The sequence below is a fragment of the Bartonella sp. P0282 genome, assembly GCF_048452985.1.
Lineage (GTDB): Bacteria > Pseudomonadota > Alphaproteobacteria > Rhizobiales > Rhizobiaceae > Bartonella > Bartonella choladocola.
In genome coordinates, this window is the sequence record NZ_WTFO01000002.1 from 413,801 (window position 1) to 431,220 (window position 17,420).

The following is a 17,420-nucleotide window of genomic DNA, read 5'->3' on the forward strand; positions in this document are numbered from 1 at the left end:
TTGTTTGTTTCAATTTCTGTTCTCAAGGTTCTTGTCGATGACTTCAGACCATTCAATTTATGAAAATTTAAAACAATTAGGAAAGAAGACACCTTTTCCGGAGTCTCCTGAAGATGCCGTTCTGGAACGCGTTCCCAATCCGCAGGCGGATGTCGAATATTGTGTGCGCTTTACTGCGCCGGAGTTTACATCTTTATGTCCAATCACCAGTCAACCCGATTTTGCTTATCTGATGATTGATTATGTTCCCGACAAATGGCTTGTCGAGAGTAAGTCGCTGAAACTCTATTTGGGAGCATTCCGCAATCACGGCGCATTTCATGAAGATTGCACGGTCACGATAGCCCGTCGTTTGGTGGAATTATTGTCACCACATTGGCTACGCATCGGGGGGTATTGGTATCCTCGCGGGGGTATACCTATTGATGTCTTCTGGCAAACTGGAAAAAAGCCGGAAAACGTCTGGATTCCGGAACAAAATGTACCCAATTACCGTGGTCGTGGTTAATAGATAACTGTCAAATAACCACTATGACGATTAATTAAAGCAAGTTAAGTCCAACTATCGTTTACAGCGCGTAGACTTGTAAAAATTGTTTTGAATTAGCCTGAAAACTTTCCGGACCTTGGAAAACCTTTTGGTACCATCCGCCCTGCACTGCCGCGGGTTCCAAACCATTCAACGAGTTCGGCAGCACCACGGGTAAAGTTTCTTTCTGCTGCATCACGCCATGTAAGGCCTTCGGATAGATCGAAAGTAATAGCGTCGCTGACGCCACCGTCTTTATAACGTTGCAGGCGCACGCCTTTGCCACGGGTCATTTCGGAGATTTGGTCGAGTGGGAAAATGAGCATTTTTCTGTTTTCGCCAACGATCGCCAAATGATCGCCGGTAACCGGCAAACACAGTTTTGCTTCGTCAGGCTGTTTTACATTCATAACCTGCTTACCCTTGCGCGTCGTTCCAAGCACATCGTTTTCAGACACGATAAATCCGTTTGCATGGTAAGAGACAAGCAGCAACTTCCTGTCTTCCTCGTGGACGAAAGCGGTTAATATATCCTCATCATTATCCATATCGACGAGAATACGAATAGGTTCACCATGTCCCCTTCCGCCCGGCAATGCATTCGCTGCAATGGTAAAAAATTTACCACCGGTGCTCATAACAATGATCTTATCTGTTGTCATAGCCGGAAATGCGATTTTTAACCTGTCATCTTCCTTGAAGGTAAGGCCGGAATAATCACTCAAGTGCCCTTTAAGTGCTCTTAGCCAGCCCTTCTCTGAAATAACGATTGTTACCGGCTCTTTCTCGATCATCGCTTGTTCGATATCTTTAATATCGTGATCGGGAGCGTCTTCAAAACTCGTGCGTCGCCTGCCAAGCGGGCTATCCGGGCCGAAAACTTTTTTAACCTTGGCAATTTCGCTTGCAATTGCTTTCCACTGTTTTATGTCGGATTGCAAGAGCGCATCAAGTTCGGCTTCCTCTGCCTTTAAAGTGTCGAATTCTTTACGAATCTCGACTTCTTCCAGTTTTCGCAACGATCTCAATCTCATATTCAGAATTGCTTCTGCCTGATTTTCAGTAAGCGAAAAGCTTGTCATGAGTTGTTTTTTGGGGTCATCTTCTTCGCGAATAATTCGGATGACTTCGTCAAGATTGAGATAAGCAATAAGGTAACCGCCCAAAATTTCGAGACGGCGGGTAATTTCATGCAGTCTGAATTCGGAACGGCGGACAAGCACATCTTTGCGGTGATCGAGCCATTGTTGCAAAGCCTGACCGAGTGAAAGAACATTCGGTATTTTTCCAAGGGTAAGCACGTTCAGGTTGAGAGGGACACGGACTTCAAAATCTGTAAGCTTGAAGATTGATTCCATCAACAATTCCGGATCCACTGTACGTGTTTTCGGCTCCAGAACAATGCGTATATCTTTTGTCGATTCGTCGCGAATATCGTCGAGCATTGGCAGGCGACGGGCGAGCAACAACTCGGCCGTCTTTTCAATCAGTCGAGATTTTTGTACCTGATAAGGAATTTCTGTAACAACGATAGAATAGCTACCGCGACTTCCCTCTTCCTTATGCCAACGTGCACGAAGACGGAAGACACCACGTCCGGTTCTGTAGGATTCACGTATACTATCCGCCGGTTCCACCAACACACCGCCGGTGGGAAAATCGGGGCCTTTTACAAATTTTACCAGATCATCGTTGGTTGCGTCCGGATGGGCAATCAAAAATGTTGCGGCTTCGCAAAGCTCGGCTACATTATGGGGCGGAATTGACGTTGCCATACCGACAGCGATGCCGGAAGACCCGTTTGCCAAAAGATTAGGAAAGGCAGCCGGTAAAACAACCGGCTCTTCATCTTCCTCGTTGTAAGTAGGGCGAAAATCGACAGCATTTTCGTTGATGCCGTCAAGAAGCAACGTCGCCACTTCTGTCATTCGTGCTTCGGTATAACGCATTGCAGCAGCATTATCGCCGTCAATATTGCCGAAATTCCCCTGCCCGTCTACGAGCGGATAGCGAACAGCAAAATCCTGAGCCAACCGCACAAGTGCATCATAGATAGATGAATCGCCATGCGGGTGGAATTTTCCCATCACATCGCCGACGATACGAGCACATTTTGCATAAGCCTGATCGGGGTTCAATTTTAATAGGCGCATTGCGTGGAGGATGCGCCGATGAACCGGCTTCAATCCATCGCGGACATCGGGCAATGCACGATCCATAATCGTAGAAAGTGCATAAGCCAAATAACGTTCCTGCAATGCAGAACGCAATTCTATCGGCTCTATATGGTCTTTTTCGGATAAACGAATCACTTTATTTGACATAGGTATCGAATAGCAATTCGCAGAATCTACCGCAAGTCATGGACTTGTTTCCAGCCTTACTTAACTATGATAGGAATGACACCAAGACAGTTCTAATCTTCAAAGCGTCCGAAGAGAGAAGGTATCTTCCAATGAGACAATTCAAAAAAGCATTCTTACTAACAACTTGCACTTTTTTTGCTGCAACAACGGTTCACCTGAACTCATGGGCAGTTGATCCGAATGCATTCAATTCCCGCTTGCAAGAAACTATCAAAAATACTCAACTATCGATTGATTCATCGAATTGTGAAGCTGACGGCAACGATATTGTTTTGCGTGATGTAACTATAAAGCTTCAGGAGTTGCAAAATAGTGGAAAAGAAAATGATCAATCTTTACCGTCGGACAAACAATCGAAAGAACGGGATCAAAATGTGAGCACCGCCAAGGGCGTTATTTTTGATAAAATCGACAGCTTGCGCTTTAAAAATGTAACGGAAGGTCAGGATGGCACTTATTTTATAGAAAATGTTTCCATACCTCTGCTGAAGAGTACAAGTTCAGATGCTACAGGGAATTTGAAAGACATCTCTATAGATAAACTCAGGCTTACACCGAAAAAAGACGCCAATCCCTTATTTGTTCAATTCCCCTATGAGAGTGTAAAAGTAGCTCAGATTTATTTGGCACCGTCCGACCAGACAGTTTTTAATGCCGAAGATCTGAAGATAGCATATCTCTTCAAAAACGGTACGAAAGGTGTAGACATTACAGTCGGCATAAAATCTTTCAGTTACGAGCCAAACAAGACCGGCATTTCCGGGGCGTCTAAATGGCTAACGGATATTGGCTATGACAAGCTGTCGGGTTCTTTGAATGTTCATGCCAGTTGGGATATCGAAAGCGGCAAATATATTGGCGACCAGAACGAGATTACCATTGATAACGGCGGAAAACTGGCGATCACCACAAATGTTGAAGGACTTACAGAAGATTTTGTCAAAAATATCGGCGTTCTGAAGCAGTTAGAGAGATCGAATAACCCGGATGATACAACGGCCGAGATGTTGAGTGTTTTTGGAATTATCCAACAGCTAAAATTTGGCGATGTCTCTATACGTTATGATGATAATTCCCTTACCAATAGAATCCTCGACTATTATGCGAAAAAAAATGGTGTAACACGCGAAGATTTCATAAAGCAAACCAAGGCAATGTTGCCATTATTGGGGAGCCAGATTGATGATCCGGATTTCGTCAAAGCGACATCGGAACAAATCGGAAATTTTCTTGATAATCCGAAGTCACTTACCGTCAGTGCTACTCCCGACAAATCGGTTCCCTTGCCGGTGCTCTATGCTACCGGAAGTATCTCTATGGCTAAACTTATTGATTTGATAAAACTGAAGGTAGAAGCCAACAAATAGCCTACGCAATTACAAAATTGTTTCAATCATTAAAAAGCCCGGTAAAACCGGGCTTTTTTTGATTGGCACTTCTATTTATCAGTTATCTTTTTTCATCGGCGCAATACGCAGCGACAATTCGCTCAGTTGGGCTGCCGTCACTTCCGAAGGCGCCCCCATCAGAAGGTCAAGAGCCTGTTGATTCATCGGGAAAAGCGATATTTCACGCAGGTTTTTGACACCCAGAAGCAGCATAACCATACGATCAATTCCGCAGGCCATTCCGCCGTGCGGCGGGGCTCCATAATGGAAGGCGCGGTAAAGTGCTCCGAAACGCTCTTCAACTGTTTCTCGTGAAAGTCCGGCAATCTCGAATGCACGAACCATCGTTTCAGGTGAATGGTTACGTATACCGCCAGATCCTAGCTCGAAACCGTTGCAGACGACATCATATTGATAAGCCTTGATATTTAAAGGCTCTTCAGTATCCAATGCCTGTTTGCCACCCTGCGGCATAGAGAACGGGTTATGGGAAAACTCGATCCGCTTTTCGTCTTCGTTCCATTCATAGAAAGGAAAATCGACAATCCATGCCAGCGCGAATTGGTCACGGTCAATCAGACCAAGCTCTTCGCCCGCGCGTGTTCTTGCAGCTCCGGCAAATAAAGCAAACTTACGGGGATCGCCCGCTACAAAAAAGCATGCATCACCATCGGCAAGCTTAAGCTGATTGCGTATGGCTTCGGTGCGTTCCGGTCCGATATTTTTTGCAATCGGGCCAGCACCTTCAATTTTGTCACCCTCTTTACGCCAGAAAATGTAACCGAGCCCCGGTTGTCCCTCGCCCTGAGCCCAGGAATTCATGCGATCACAAAAAGCGCGGCTGCCACCTGTCTTGACTGGTATGCCCCAAACTTCGGCTTTATCGTCGCTTTCCAATATATGGGCAAATACTTTGAAACCGGATCCGCGGAAATGTTCGCTCACTTCTTCCATAACAATGGGATTGCGCAGGTCCGGTTTATCGGAACCGTATTTTCTCATTGCTTCATTATATGGAATACGTGGAAATTTCTGCGTGACGGGTTTACCATTGGAAAATTCCTCGAAAATGCCACGGATGATCGGTTCCATAACCTGCAGGATGTCTTCCTGCTCGACGAAACTCATTTCCATATCCAATTGGTAGAATTCACCAGGAAGGCGGTCGGCACGTGGATCTTCATCGCGAAAACATGGTGCGACCTGAAAATACCGGTCAAATCCCGACATCATTAAAAGTTGTTTATATTGCTGAGGCGCCTGTGGGAGAGCGTAGAATTTTCCCGGATGAATGCGACTCGGAACAAGAAAGTCGCGCGCACCTTCCGGTGATGACGCTGTCAAAATCGGCGTAGAAAACTCGGTAAAACTGGCTTCCTGCATACGCCGGCGAATGGCAGCGATTATTTTTGTTCTCTGCAAGATATTTTTATGCAATGTTTCGCGCCGCAAATCCAGAAAACGATATTTCAAGCGAATATCTTCGGGATAATCCGGTTCACCAAAAACAGGTAATGGCAATTCGTCCGATTTCGACAAAATCTCGATTTCGTTGGCAAATACTTCAACTTCACCCGTTGGTAGATTGCTATTTACCGTATCGTCGGAACGAGCGCGAACTTCTCCGTCAACACGCAAAACCCACTCGCTTCTAACCATTTCGGCAACTTTGAAGGCTGGCGAATCCGGATCAGCAACAATTTGCGTTATGCCGTAATTATCACGCAAATCGATAAACAATATTCCGCCATGGTCACGGACACGATTAACCCATCCTGAGAGACGAACTTTCGATTGAACATCGCTCTTACGAAGAGCGGCACAGTTATGACTGCGATACCGATGCATAGTCTTGCCTTTTTGTTACATGCATTCTGAAATAATAAACTTGTGCGAAAAAGCGCATTTTACCGCCCATTTGTCAAGCTATCGAAGGATTGTGTATGAAAAAATATAGCAAAAGACAAATACAATATAATGCGTTATAGCCGGAAATATGAAACTTGTTACTGATACACATACGCTCGAAGACGTTATATCGACACTGTCAAAATCCGATTTTGTGACGGTAGACACCGAATTTATTCGAGAATCCACCTATTGGCCGGAACTCTGTCTGATCCAGTTGGCCTCTCCCGATATTGCTGTGATCGTTGATCCGCTTTCACCTGAAATCGATTTGTCGCCATTGTTCAAATTAATGGCGAATACAAATGTGGTAAAAGTTTTCCATGCTGCGCGGCAGGATGTCGAAATCATATATAAACTCGGCAATATTATTCCTACACCGCTATTTGATACGCAGATTGCCGGTTCTGTTTGCGGATTCGGTGAAAGTGTCTCCTATGAACAAATTGTCGAACGCATAACCGGCGAACATATTGATAAATCCTCCCGCTATACCGACTGGAGTCGGCGTCCACTGAGCGATAAACAATTGTCTTACGCTTTGGCTGATGTAACCCATTTACGTGATGTCTATAAATATCTTAATGAAAAGCTTGAGAAAAACGGTCGAACACACTGGATTGACGACGAAATGTCGATCCTCACCTCTCCAAAAACCTACATTATGCCGAATGATGAAGCTTGGAAAAGAATAAAGGGTCGCATACGTAAACCGCGGGAGCTTGCTGTCCTTCAACAAGTGGCAGCCTGGCGTGAACAGGAAGCTAAAAATCGCAATGTTCCACGCGGACGTATTTTAAAAGACGAATGTCTTGTCGAGATCGCCATACAACACCCTAAAGACGAAACGGCTTTATCCAGATTGCGCAGCATCCCGAAAGGTTGGGAACATTCCGGTAGCGCTGCCGAATTGTTGAAAGCGGTACAAAAAGGTCATTCTGTTGATCTTGATAATTTGCCGGCGATACACAAACATGTGGCAACGGGAAATGGCACAGCCGCCGCAATCGAACTGTTGCGTGTTCTTTTAAAGCTCGTGGCCGATGAGGAAGATATAGCTCCGCGCATTATCGCAAATAATGACGAGCTGGAAAAAATAGCCAAACAAGACCACCTCGACACCTTATCCGCCATGCAAGGATGGCGGTATAATATTTTCGGAAAAAAGGCCGAAAAAATGTTGAATGGCCATTTGGGATTTTACTTTCATAACGGTAAAATATTGACAAAAGAACTTTAGCTGTAGAGAGATAATCAGACGAGCTTTATATACAGCTTTTTTAGTTCCGCAGAAAAGCGTGCTTTGTTTGCAGAGGCAGATAATGGAAAAAGTCCTGACAGTTACATTCAATCCTACCGTTGATGCAGCAAGTGAAGCTGAAGTGGTGCGCCCTACCCACAAGATCAGAACTTTTGACGAGAGTTTTCACCCCGGTGGTGGCGGTATCAATGTCGCACGGGTTATTCATCGTCTTGGTGGTGACGTGAAGGCACTTTATGCCAGCGGCGGAATTATGGGGAATGTATTGAATCATCTTTTGGAAGATCGCGGCATTCAATGCATTAAAATTTCTATTTCCGGAAATACACGCGTCAATAATGTCATTCATGAAAGAGCTTCCGGCATGGAATACCGCTTTGTAGCCGAAGGCCCTGTCATGGAAGAAGCTGAATGGAAAGCGGTAGTCGAAACAACCAAAGAGCTTGAATGGGACTGGATTGTCGTAAGCGGTAGTTTGCCACGTAATGTTCCAATTGATGTCTATGATATGCTGATAGACATTGCTCATAAGCGCAACGCCCGTATTGTTATTGATACGTCAGGAGATGCGCTTAAACACGTTCTTCAAAAAGGCGGTTTGACACTCGTAAAACCAAGTCAGGGCGAGTTTGAGGCGTGCACAGGAAAAACCTATAATTTGACTGATGATATTGCCAAAGCTGCTCAAGAATATTGTCTCAAAGGAGCTTCGGATATTATCACTGTGACACTCGGACATCAGGGAGCAGTGCTGGCGACAAAAGATAAGACACTTTATCTTCCCTCACCCCACGTTCGGGTTATCAGTGCTTCCGGCGCCGGAGACAGCTTTGTAGCCGGTATGGTTCATGGGCTGGCTGTTGGTTGGGAAGCGGAAGATGCTTTCCGGCTGGCTACCGCCTGCGGCACAGCAGCAGTGGCCGAAAAAGGCAATGGTCTTTGTCAATTACCCAACATCAAACGACTTTATAACTATCTTGCTCGTAAGGGTAAGAATGCGGGTTCTGCACCACTATCTCAAGAGTGAGCAAGTACGGTTAGACATGAGAAAACACGACAATTTCATTGTTAGACCGTTTTTGGTTAGCAGGATTTCCAGATATATTTTGCTGCGTAATTATAACTGCAAAATTTTGGAAAATTACGGTTTGAAGTGAATTTACGGGTGAAGTGAATAGCCGCTGAACAGTTTTACATGGCCCGATGTTTTTAACGCCTGATTGTGTCAGGTCAGGCTTATTTAAATTTAAAAAAATCTATCGACAACGGTTTTGTGCTTTTAGTGAAAACACTTCATTGCGCAAAATCCGGAGTAAACGGGTTCGATAGTCGATTGCATACTGCGGGATAGCCTCCCGAATTCCGGTGTCTGTTCCGGACGTATTACTTGATCTCGTTCTAAAAACAAAAGACGACCCCAATATTGCCTGGAAAACGGCAAGCTTGAAAAGAGAAAGTGTTCAACATCAGGCGGTGACTATAGTGGCAAGGAAGCTCGAACGAATGAAGCGGTAAATTGCCTCTCATGCTTTGAGTAAGGAGGTGCACTTCATCAAAACGGCTATGGCTTGTTCAAAAAAGGTCGTGAACTGAGTAAGTACCGGTTTATTAGACGATCTCCGGTTTATTGTCTGCTCGTAAAGGAACCTCAACCGGAATGGAATTTGTCTCATTATTCAACGTTTAAGACGCAATAAGCGAAACAAACTGGCCTTGCACCACAAGAGCAACTCTATACACGCTGATAACACATTTCATCTCCGGATAGATCAAAAGTGATTTCCGAATAGATCAAAAGTTGAAGAGCAGTAAGGCAATTTCTATCATTGATAAGCGAAGGTAACCGTTATACATTATTTATCAAAATCAACGCAGACCGACTTTCATCATGCGATTAACTTCATGATGTTTGTGGCGACCGAAACGGCAGATTCCCAATTTTTCGAGGTGGTTCGTTTCGTTCCGGTTTGGCTGTTATGTAAAGTTAAATCCGATTTTGGATTTACGAGTTGGCGGCTGCTTTTCTTTCGGAAAGTGGTTCTGAACCGCCACCTTTAAAATATAGAAATGGCGAGAGTTCAGTTTCCAGATATGTCAAACAACCAGATAGCTTAATTCTTTATTGGTTATTTTAGCAAGTTGTTGCAATCGCCCCAAAGGCCGTTCGGCGATCAGGTCGGCGTGTCGCTTCGGAATTGTCAGAACTATCTTCTTTTCTTGCGATTTCCATATCAAATCGGGCAAAATACCGGCGGTTGAAGCCGAAAACAGGTTCGCAACCCGCATAAGTCCGCCTAGAAAACGCGCTCTCTCTATCATTTCCTTATTTGCCAATTTTATGATTGCCGGTGCATCTTCATCCACGAAAAGACCTTCATTCCGGTAGAAAACCGACAAGGCCACATAGACACGTCCACGATGCGTAATTCCCGGATAAGGGCCGAATGCAACCTGATTGGCTGATTGATCGCCACGATAATCGGGATGAAAACGCCAACCAATATCGGCAAGCAAACAGGCCGCTTCGCGATAACGCCTTTGTTCTTCATTTTCCTCGACACCAAAAACTTCAAAAGCGTTTTTGGTAAAACCGATAAGATCATAAGCCTGCGCAGGAGAGCGGGCACGAAGTGTTGCCATTTCCTGACATGCCGCAATCAGCGGATCTTCACTCTGCACTTTTTGCGTCAACTGGGAAAACATAAACCCTTCCCTGACACCGGCACCGGAAAAAATAACTTTCTTTGGCGCCAGACACCGCAAAACTTCTGTCAGAACAGTTGCACCATAAGACAATAACTGGCGACGGTTCTTGGAGATAGCAGAAATGTTTTTTAGCTGTTCTATCTCGCCTTTGGTTACCCTATGAAGAAAAGAATCCATATCGGATGCTTCTACCTCATAAGCATGCATAACAGGTAAGGGATAACGTTTGACAGCAATATGGAGTTTGGCCAAATTGCGCCATGTACCGCCCACCGCGTAAAAATTACGCCCCTTGTTTTTTGACAGAATTTCACTGTTTTTCAGATATTTACGCGCAATTTTTGTCGCTTCTGAAAGGTTGTTATCCGACATATCCTGAAGGCGTAATCCACCAAGCGGCAAGGTAATGCCATCATCGCCAACTTTTGTTTCATGAATATCCACCAATTCGAGGCTACCGCCGCCCAAATCACCGGCAATGCCGTCGGGATGATGAAAAGTCGAAATAATTCCATAGGCAGAATAGGTTGCTTCTTCTTTTCCGGTTAGAACTTTTACGCGGTTTTGAAGTATCTTTTCTGCGTCTTCTATAAATGCAGGGCCATTCTTCGATTCGCGTGCAGCAGCCGTTGCCAATGTGTGAATTGCAGACACACCGATTTGCTCGCAAATTGCATGAAAGCGCCGCAATGTTCTTAACGCCATCTCGACAGATTCGGGTTCGAGACAACCGGTCTTTGCAACGCCTTTTCCCAAACCGCAAAGGATTTTTTCATTAAACAAAACAGTCGGGGAACGCACCAGACCTTCATAGACAACCAAACGAACAGAGTTCGATCCGATGTCTATGACGGCAACAGGTTTTCGACCTTTTAATCGGCCCTGAGCTACAGAATTATCCATTTATATTTCAGTCTTTATCCGTTGTTTCTGCACTTGACGCATCGGTTTGTTGGCGACGAAGAGCAATAATGCGCGGAGCAGAAGATCTCAGAGATTTTCCCCGTCCCGAAAGACTCGGATTGGTCATGAAATATTCCTGCGCATTAAATGGTTTCTCACCTTTAAGTGGCGTAATACGCCGGGATGTTCCATCGCTCAATATCTCGAAGCTCTGCTGATTGTCTATTATATTTGCCAACATAATTTGCGAGAGTATTTGCTGATGAACCGTTTTGTTGAATACCGGTACTAACGTTTCAACGCGTCTGTCAAGATTTCTGGTCATCATGTCGGCCGAACCAAAATAAACAATTGCATTTTCATTCGGTAAATCTTCACCGTTTCCAAAACAAAAAATGCGGCTATGTTCCAAAAACCGGCCGACGATCGACTTGGCACGAATATTTTCGGAAAAACCGGGTATTCCGGGACGCAAACAACAGATTCCGCGAACCACCAAATCAACTTGAACACCCGCTTGTCCGGCGCGATATAACGCATCTATAATTTGCGGATCGACGAGTGAATTCATTTTCATCCAGATTGCAGCAGGTTTGCCATCTCTTGCATGCGCAATTTCGTCTTCAATATGTCCTAAAATGCGACGACGTAACGTCAAAGGCGAAAAGGCAAGCTTCATAGGCTCGTCAGGTTGTGCATAGCCGGTGATGAAATTGAAAATCAACTGAACATCATGTCCTATGTCATCATCTGTGGTGAAGAAAGATAAATCGGTATAAATTTTGGCAGTTATCGGGTGATAATTACCGGTTCCCAGATGGACATAGGAACGCAACCGGTTTTCTTCGCGCCGTACGACAAGCGACATTTTGGCATGGGTTTTTAGTTCGATGAAACCGAAAACAACCTGTACGCCTGCGCGTTCCAGATCCCGCGCCCAACGAATATTGGCTTCCTCGTCAAAACGGGCTTTCAATTCAACCAGAGCTGTAACCGATTTACCTGCTTCCGAGGCGTCAATCAGTGCGCGCACAATCGGGCTGTCATTGGACGTGCGATAAAGAGTCTGCTTTATGGCAAGAACATCCGGATCTGCCGCTGCCTGACGCAAAAACTGTACAACAACATCAAACGATTCATAGGGATGATGAACAACAATATCTTTTTCTTTGATTGCGGCAAAACAATCTCCGGCATGTTCTCTTATACGTTCGGGAAAACGCGGATTATAAGGAACGAATTTCAGGTCTTCACGCGGAATAGAAACGATTTCCGAAATCATGTTGAGTGCAAGCAAACCGTCAAGAACACTGATACGGTTATCAGGAACGCCGAGTTCGGTCGTTACAAATTGGCGTAGATCATCGGGCATCTCCGCGTCGAATTCGATACGGATAACCTGTCCGCGGCGCCTGCGTTTCAATGCGCTCTCGAACAATCGGACAAGATCTTCGGCTTCTTCCTCAACCTCGATATCGCTATCGCGAATGACGCGAAATGTCCCTGCCCCGTTGACTTCATATCCGGGGAACAATTTGCCTATGAAAAGGCTCACAATATCTTCCAGCGAAATGAAACGGTAACCTTGTCCTTCATCAGGCAATAGTGTGAAGCGTTTCAAAGCCGTTGGCAGCCTCAAGAGTGCTGTCATCGGTTGATGGTCTGCACGACGCAACAAATGAAGCGCAATTGAAAAACCCAAATTGGGTATAAAGGGAAATGGATGGGCCGGATCAATTGAAAGGGGTGTAAGCACCGGAAATATGGTTTCCAGAAAATGGTTCTCAAGCCATGATTTTTCAGTCGCGGTCAGGCGGTCGGGACGAATAATAACAATTTTTTCTTGTTCAAGCTCATGACGCAAAGCCCGCAATTCCTGCTGCTGGTTAGCCTGTAAGCGGGCAACTTCGGCCAGCACAAAATCGAGTTGTTCTTGTGGCGTGCGGCCATCGGCACTACGAGTAACAATGCCTGCACGCACCTGACCGGCAAGGCCGGCAATACGCACCATAAAAAATTCATCGAGATTTGTTGCCGAAATCGATACAAAACGCAAGCGTTCCAAAAGAGGATGTTTTTTATTTGCTGCTTCCATCAATACGCGATTATTGAACTGTAGCCAGGAAAATTCCCGATTTACAAAGCGTTCCGGAGTTTCCATATTGATGGTTTCGGCATTTGGTTGCTTTATCTCTGAATTTGATGAGTTTTTTGTACGTAAAGCCATATGCTTTTCCCTTCAATCTGATGTTTTATGTTGCAACCGACTTGATTACATCAGCCCGCGTCAAACAAAAATATTTTGAATCATAAGGTCTTTATGACCCGCGAAAAAAGTTTACAACGCGCGCTCGTTAATGACAAATCCTATATCAACTTTTTGATATTAATATTGATCTTATCCAATGTTTCTATTGCGATCTTTCTCAATCGGCATAAATTTTTTGAATTTTAAAAATATTTGAACGAAACCAATTTTTATTAGCATATTAATTCCAAAAATTGATAAATTTCTTCAGTTTTTTATAAGAAAAAATATAAATAATTTTAGTTTTCGAGTTATAATTGAATTTTTATTTTTATAAATTTTTTAAATTTATATATAATAAAATTTTAATTAAAAAACGCATAAAATGTTATTGTTATTTATGTTTTTAATAATAAAATTATTTATTATTTTTTTATGACATTTATTATAAATGCTTTAAGTTCCGATCTTGGGCAATACGCCGGTAATCCGGTAAAACGACTTTTATGTATTTTTCTATGAGAGCTTAGGCTACAAAGTTTGGCAAACCTGCGTTACAAACTATTGGCTATCTCCTAACAATTAGGCTATAGAAAGAAACGTTATCAACGGCAGTGCGGTTTTGCACTTTCAATCCAATTGTTACATGGAGTTCTGACATGGCAGATCATCACATTCCACATTTCCAGAATGATGGCGGATATAAAATGATTGAAATCGGCGTAAAGAAATTCATGTGCGTGGGTGCCAACCCGCCTTTTGACCATCCACATGTCTTTATTGATATGGGAGCTGATGACGAAAAGATTTGCTCTTATTGTTCAACGCTCTACCGGTTTAATCCTTCTCTTGGAGAACTGGAAACAAAGCCGGCCAACTGCACTTTTGATCCGGAGCAAATTAACTATAAAAAAGCGGGATAATCGTTAAAATCACTATACAAGGAATAAGCTATGGATTGGCAAAACCAGGAAAAACCAATCATAGTGGGGGCAGGAATAGCCGGATTAAGTTCGGCGTTGGCATTGGCTGAAAAAGGAATAAGCTCTCTTGTTCTTGAAAGCCGCGATCACCTTGAAGAAGTCGGCGCCGGTATTCAACTGGCACCAAACGCTACCAGACTGTTAAAGAAATGGGATGTGCTGGACCAGTTGACGGATCTGGGTGTGAAAGCCCGCTTTCTCGAATTAAGAGATGGTCTTTCGGCTAAAACACTTCTTCAGGTGGATTTACAAGATGTGTCGGAACGCCGGTGGCACGGCTCATATATCACCATTCACCGCGCAGATCTCCAAAATGTGCTTTATCAAAAAGCAAAACAGAATTCTCTTATTGATATAAGATTATCGGAAAAAGTCACCGCAATATCCGAAGAAACACCGCAATTGGCGGAAATCCGGTCCGATCATCAGGGCGAAGATGACCGCTTTGTTACACCGTTGGTTATTGGTTGTGATGGCGTTTGGTCAAAAATGCGACAGTTCCCGCCGCTTGACGATCACGCAAGTTTTAGCGGTTTTATCGCATGGCGGGCAACAATCGATATAGATGCACTTCCCAAGGAATTTATCCGCTCATTTGCCGATGTAAAGACGGTCGTTGCATGGATGGGGCCTGATAATCACCTTGTCGGTTATCCTTTAAAGGCTGGTAAATCGTTCAATTTTGTTGCAATTACACGAGGAAATAATCCGGGTGAAAGCTGGTCACGTGAAGGCGACAAGAACGATTTGTTCAAACATTTCAATGATTGGCATCCCGAAATAAGAAATATTTTCAATCTTGTTGAAAAATGGACTTATTGGCCATTGTTCCAGATGCTTCCTCATCGGTTTTCCGACAATCGCTTTCGCGTTTTTGTCGGCGACGCATCGCACGGGTTTTTACCGTTTGCGGCGCAGGGAGCTGCTATGGCAATCGAGGATTCGGCAACTCTTGCCGAGTTGTTGTCAAACAAAAATTTGACACTTGCCGATGCGATGAGGCTTTACAGCACTATCCGCACACCGCGTGTTGCGGCGGTGAACAAACGGGGAGCATTTAACAGTTTCGTATATCATGCAACAGGACCGGTGGCTTTTGCTCGCAATGTTGTAATGAAATTCCGCTCTTCCGAAAGTTTTATGGCAAGTCTCGACTGGCTTTACGGATATGATGCAGAGAGCGCAGCCCGTAAGCTAACCGGTTCATAATATCTGGCTTAAAAATGCTTTGGCTCTTTCGTGCACCGGATGATCGAAAAACTCATCCGGTGGCGCAACTTCGAGAATTTGCCCCTCATCCATAAAAATGACACGGTCGGCCACCTGTCTTGCAAAGCCCATTTCATGGGTAACGCAAAGCATTGTCATGCCGTTTTCAGCCAAATCGATCATTGTATCGAGAACTTCTTTTATCATTTCCGGATCGAGAGCCGAAGTTGGTTCATCAAACAACATGACACGCGGTTCCATACAGAGCGAACGGGCGATTGCAACGCGCTGTTGCTGACCTCCGGACAGTTGCCCCGGATATTTGTTGGCCTGATCGGGTATTTTAACCCGTTCCAAATAATGCATCGCCTGCTCTTCGGCTTTGCGACGACCAACATGCTTGACCCAGATGGGCGCAAGCACACAATTTTCAAGCACCGTCAAATGTGGAAACAAGTTGAAATGTTGAAAAACCATTCCGACATTGCGTCGTATTTTATTAAGACTCCACATTCCATGTTTAAGCGGAATACCCGTTACCGTTATGTCGCCCTCTTCGGCGCGTTCAAGCCCGTTGATACACCGTATCAATGTGGATTTTCCGGAACCGGAAGGACCGGATATAATCACTCTTTCTTTCGGTTTGACTTCGAGATTAATGTTGCGCAAGACATGTAGCCGACCATACCATTTATTGACATGGTGCATGGATACTTCCAATTGCTTATCTTTTTCGTCGCGACTTTTCCGCAATGATCTATCCTTCCGCACCATTGACTTTAGGTGCATTCAAGCGCCTCTCGATAAAATGAGCATAACGCGACATGCCGAAACAAAATATCCAGAATACAAGACCGATAAAGACCATTCCCGTTAAAGGTGTTTGCGGAGTGCTCCATTGCGCCTGTTGAATGGCTTGTCGCACAATCCCCAAAAGATCGAACATACCAATAATATAAACGAGACTTGTTTCTTTAAACATGCCGATGAGCACATTGATAATGCCGGGTATCACAAGGCTATAAGCTTGTGGCAGAATAACAAGCAGCATTGTCTTGACGTAGCCAAGCCCCAATGCTTCCGCAGCTTCGTATTGACCGCGTGGTATGGCTTGCAAACCGCCACGCACAACTTCTGCAATATAGGCGGAAGTAAAGAGTGCAACGCCGATCAGGGCACGTAAAAATTTGTCGAACGTCATGTCTTGCGGCAAAAATAACGGTAACATAACGCTTGCAATAAACAGCACGGCAACCAATGGTATACCACGAACGGTTTCAATAAAAATGACCGAGATGAGGTGGACAACCGGCATTTTTGAACGTCGGCCAAGTGCGAGCAGGCTTCCCAATGGAAGCGAAATCGTAATACTGCAATAGGCAATTGTAAGGGTTACAAGCAAGCCGCCCCATAATTGCGTTTCCACTGTCGGCAAATTGAAGTGCCCACCAAAAAGTAGAAAATAGCCAATCACCGGAACAACAAAAAGTGACACAAGTGCGTTTGCTATTTTGAGCGGAACGGACGGTATAAGAAGCGGCAGGTTAATAATAATAACCACGAGCGCCGTGAGATTGACCCGCCAACGTTCACCATCCGGATACCGGCCATAAATAAACTGCCAGAAATTGGCTTTGACAAAGGCCCAACATGCCCCACTCCAACCATCCGGCATCAGCCCACCTTGTGTGACCGTGGTGCACGCCTGACGATCGGTACCAGTCCAGACTGCGTTGACAACCAACCAATTAATCAGCGGAACCATGATATAAGTGATTGCAAAAACAAGTCCTATGCTGATTACGCAGTTAAGCGGTGTGGAAAACAGATTTTTCCGCAGCCAATGCCAGATACCCCTGTCAAGAATAGGGGGAGGAGAAGCCGGAATAAATTCGGTTTGAACGTAACGCCCGACCATT

12 protein-coding genes are annotated in these 17,420 nt (G+C 44.7%); 6 read left to right on the plus strand and 6 right to left on the minus strand.

Annotation, left to right across the window (positions count from 1 at the left end):
• Positions 1-37: 37 nt before the first annotated feature.
• Positions 38-508: a preQ(1) synthase gene (gene queF, locus GQS64_RS07180; protein ID WP_198231115.1), complete on the plus strand. Its 471-nt coding sequence runs from the start codon at positions 38-40 to the stop codon at positions 506-508.
• A 95-nt stretch (positions 509-603) separates the two neighbouring features.
• Here queF and parC read toward each other — a convergent pair whose 3' ends face one another.
• Complete coding sequence (parC, locus tag GQS64_RS07185; RefSeq protein WP_198231116.1) at positions 604-2,853, minus strand: DNA topoisomerase IV subunit A; 2,250 nt, start codon at positions 2,851-2,853, stop codon at positions 604-606.
• 131 nt (positions 2,854-2,984) lie between these two features.
• On the opposite strand from parC, the gene GQS64_RS07190 reads away from it, so the two are divergent.
• Positions 2,985-4,262 carry a hypothetical protein gene (locus GQS64_RS07190; protein ID WP_198231117.1) on the plus strand — a complete coding sequence of 426 codons (1,278 nt, stop codon included), beginning with the start codon at positions 2,985-2,987 and terminating at the stop codon, positions 4,260-4,262.
• Positions 4,263-4,340: 78 nt separating this feature from the next.
• On the opposite strand, the gene aspS is transcribed toward GQS64_RS07190, so the two are convergent.
• Positions 4,341-6,131, minus strand: coding sequence for an aspartate--tRNA ligase (gene aspS, locus GQS64_RS07195; RefSeq protein WP_198231118.1), 1,791 nt, complete (start codon positions 6,129-6,131; stop codon positions 4,341-4,343).
• A gap of 148 nt (positions 6,132-6,279) precedes the next feature.
• Between aspS and rnd the strand changes: the two genes are divergently transcribed.
• Both rnd and GQS64_RS07205 read left to right on the plus strand, forming a co-directional pair.
• Entirely contained in the window at positions 6,280-7,431 is a 1,152-nt protein-coding gene (gene rnd / locus GQS64_RS07200) for a ribonuclease D (protein ID WP_198231119.1), read from the plus strand.
• A gap of 82 nt (positions 7,432-7,513) precedes the next feature.
• On the plus strand, positions 7,514-8,479 hold the full coding sequence (locus GQS64_RS07205; RefSeq protein ID WP_198231120.1) for a 1-phosphofructokinase family hexose kinase: 966 nt from the start codon (positions 7,514-7,516) through the stop codon (positions 8,477-8,479).
• A gap of 1,067 nt (positions 8,480-9,546) precedes the next feature.
• Here GQS64_RS07205 and ppx read toward each other — a convergent pair.
• Both ppx and GQS64_RS07215 read right to left on the minus strand, forming a co-directional pair.
• Positions 9,547-11,061 (minus strand): exopolyphosphatase, encoded by a 1,515-nt coding sequence (gene ppx / locus GQS64_RS07210; RefSeq protein ID WP_077992202.1) that lies wholly within the window; start codon positions 11,059-11,061, stop codon positions 9,547-9,549.
• 7 nt (positions 11,062-11,068) lie between these two features.
• Entirely contained in the window at positions 11,069-13,288 is a 2,220-nt protein-coding gene (locus tag GQS64_RS07215) for an RNA degradosome polyphosphate kinase (protein WP_077992207.1), read from the minus strand.
• Positions 13,289-13,968: 680 nt separating this feature from the next.
• On the opposite strand from GQS64_RS07215, the gene GQS64_RS07220 reads away from it, so the two are divergent.
• Both GQS64_RS07220 and GQS64_RS07225 read left to right on the plus strand, forming a co-directional pair.
• Positions 13,969-14,232: a zinc-finger domain-containing protein gene (locus tag GQS64_RS07220; RefSeq protein ID WP_198231121.1), complete on the plus strand. Its 264-nt coding sequence runs from the start codon at positions 13,969-13,971 to the stop codon at positions 14,230-14,232.
• Positions 14,233-14,262: 30 nt separating this feature from the next.
• Positions 14,263-15,501: an FAD-binding protein gene (locus tag GQS64_RS07225; protein ID WP_198231122.1), complete on the plus strand. Its 1,239-nt coding sequence runs from the start codon at positions 14,263-14,265 to the stop codon at positions 15,499-15,501.
• Here GQS64_RS07225 and GQS64_RS07230 read toward each other — a convergent pair.
• Positions 15,496-16,209: an amino acid ABC transporter ATP-binding protein gene (locus GQS64_RS07230; protein WP_210329460.1), complete on the minus strand. Its 714-nt coding sequence runs from the start codon at positions 16,207-16,209 to the stop codon at positions 15,496-15,498. The two genes, GQS64_RS07225 and GQS64_RS07230, sit on opposite strands and share 6 nt — an antisense overlap.
• 49 nt (positions 16,210-16,258) lie before the next feature.
• Positions 16,259-17,419, minus strand: coding sequence for an amino acid ABC transporter permease (locus tag GQS64_RS07235; RefSeq protein WP_198231123.1), 1,161 nt, complete (start codon positions 17,417-17,419; stop codon positions 16,259-16,261).
• Position 17,420 lies beyond the last annotated feature (1 nt).

Coding starts and splice junctions, on each gene's coding strand:
- queF (WP_198231115.1), top strand. CDS start 38: ATGACTTCAGACCATTCAATTTATGAAAATTTAAAACAATTAGGAAAG.
- parC (WP_198231116.1), bottom strand. CDS start 2,853: ATGTCAAATAAAGTGATTCGTTTATCCGAAAAAGACCATATAGAGCCG.
- GQS64_RS07190 (WP_198231117.1), top strand. CDS start 2,985: ATGAGACAATTCAAAAAAGCATTCTTACTAACAACTTGCACTTTTTTT.
- aspS (WP_198231118.1), bottom strand. CDS start 6,131: ATGCATCGGTATCGCAGTCATAACTGTGCCGCTCTTCGTAAGAGCGAT.
- rnd (WP_198231119.1), top strand. CDS start 6,280: ATGAAACTTGTTACTGATACACATACGCTCGAAGACGTTATATCGACA.
- GQS64_RS07205 (WP_198231120.1), top strand. CDS start 7,514: ATGGAAAAAGTCCTGACAGTTACATTCAATCCTACCGTTGATGCAGCA.
- ppx (WP_077992202.1), bottom strand. CDS start 11,061: ATGGATAATTCTGTAGCTCAGGGCCGATTAAAAGGTCGAAAACCTGTT.
- GQS64_RS07215 (WP_077992207.1), bottom strand. CDS start 13,288: ATGGCTTTACGTACAAAAAACTCATCAAATTCAGAGATAAAGCAACCA.
- GQS64_RS07220 (WP_198231121.1), top strand. CDS start 13,969: ATGGCAGATCATCACATTCCACATTTCCAGAATGATGGCGGATATAAA.
- GQS64_RS07225 (WP_198231122.1), top strand. CDS start 14,263: ATGGATTGGCAAAACCAGGAAAAACCAATCATAGTGGGGGCAGGAATA.
- GQS64_RS07230 (WP_210329460.1), bottom strand. CDS start 16,209: ATGCACCATGTCAATAAATGGTATGGTCGGCTACATGTCTTGCGCAAC.
- GQS64_RS07235 (WP_198231123.1), bottom strand. CDS start 17,419: ATGGTCGGGCGTTACGTTCAAACCGAATTTATTCCGGCTTCTCCTCCC.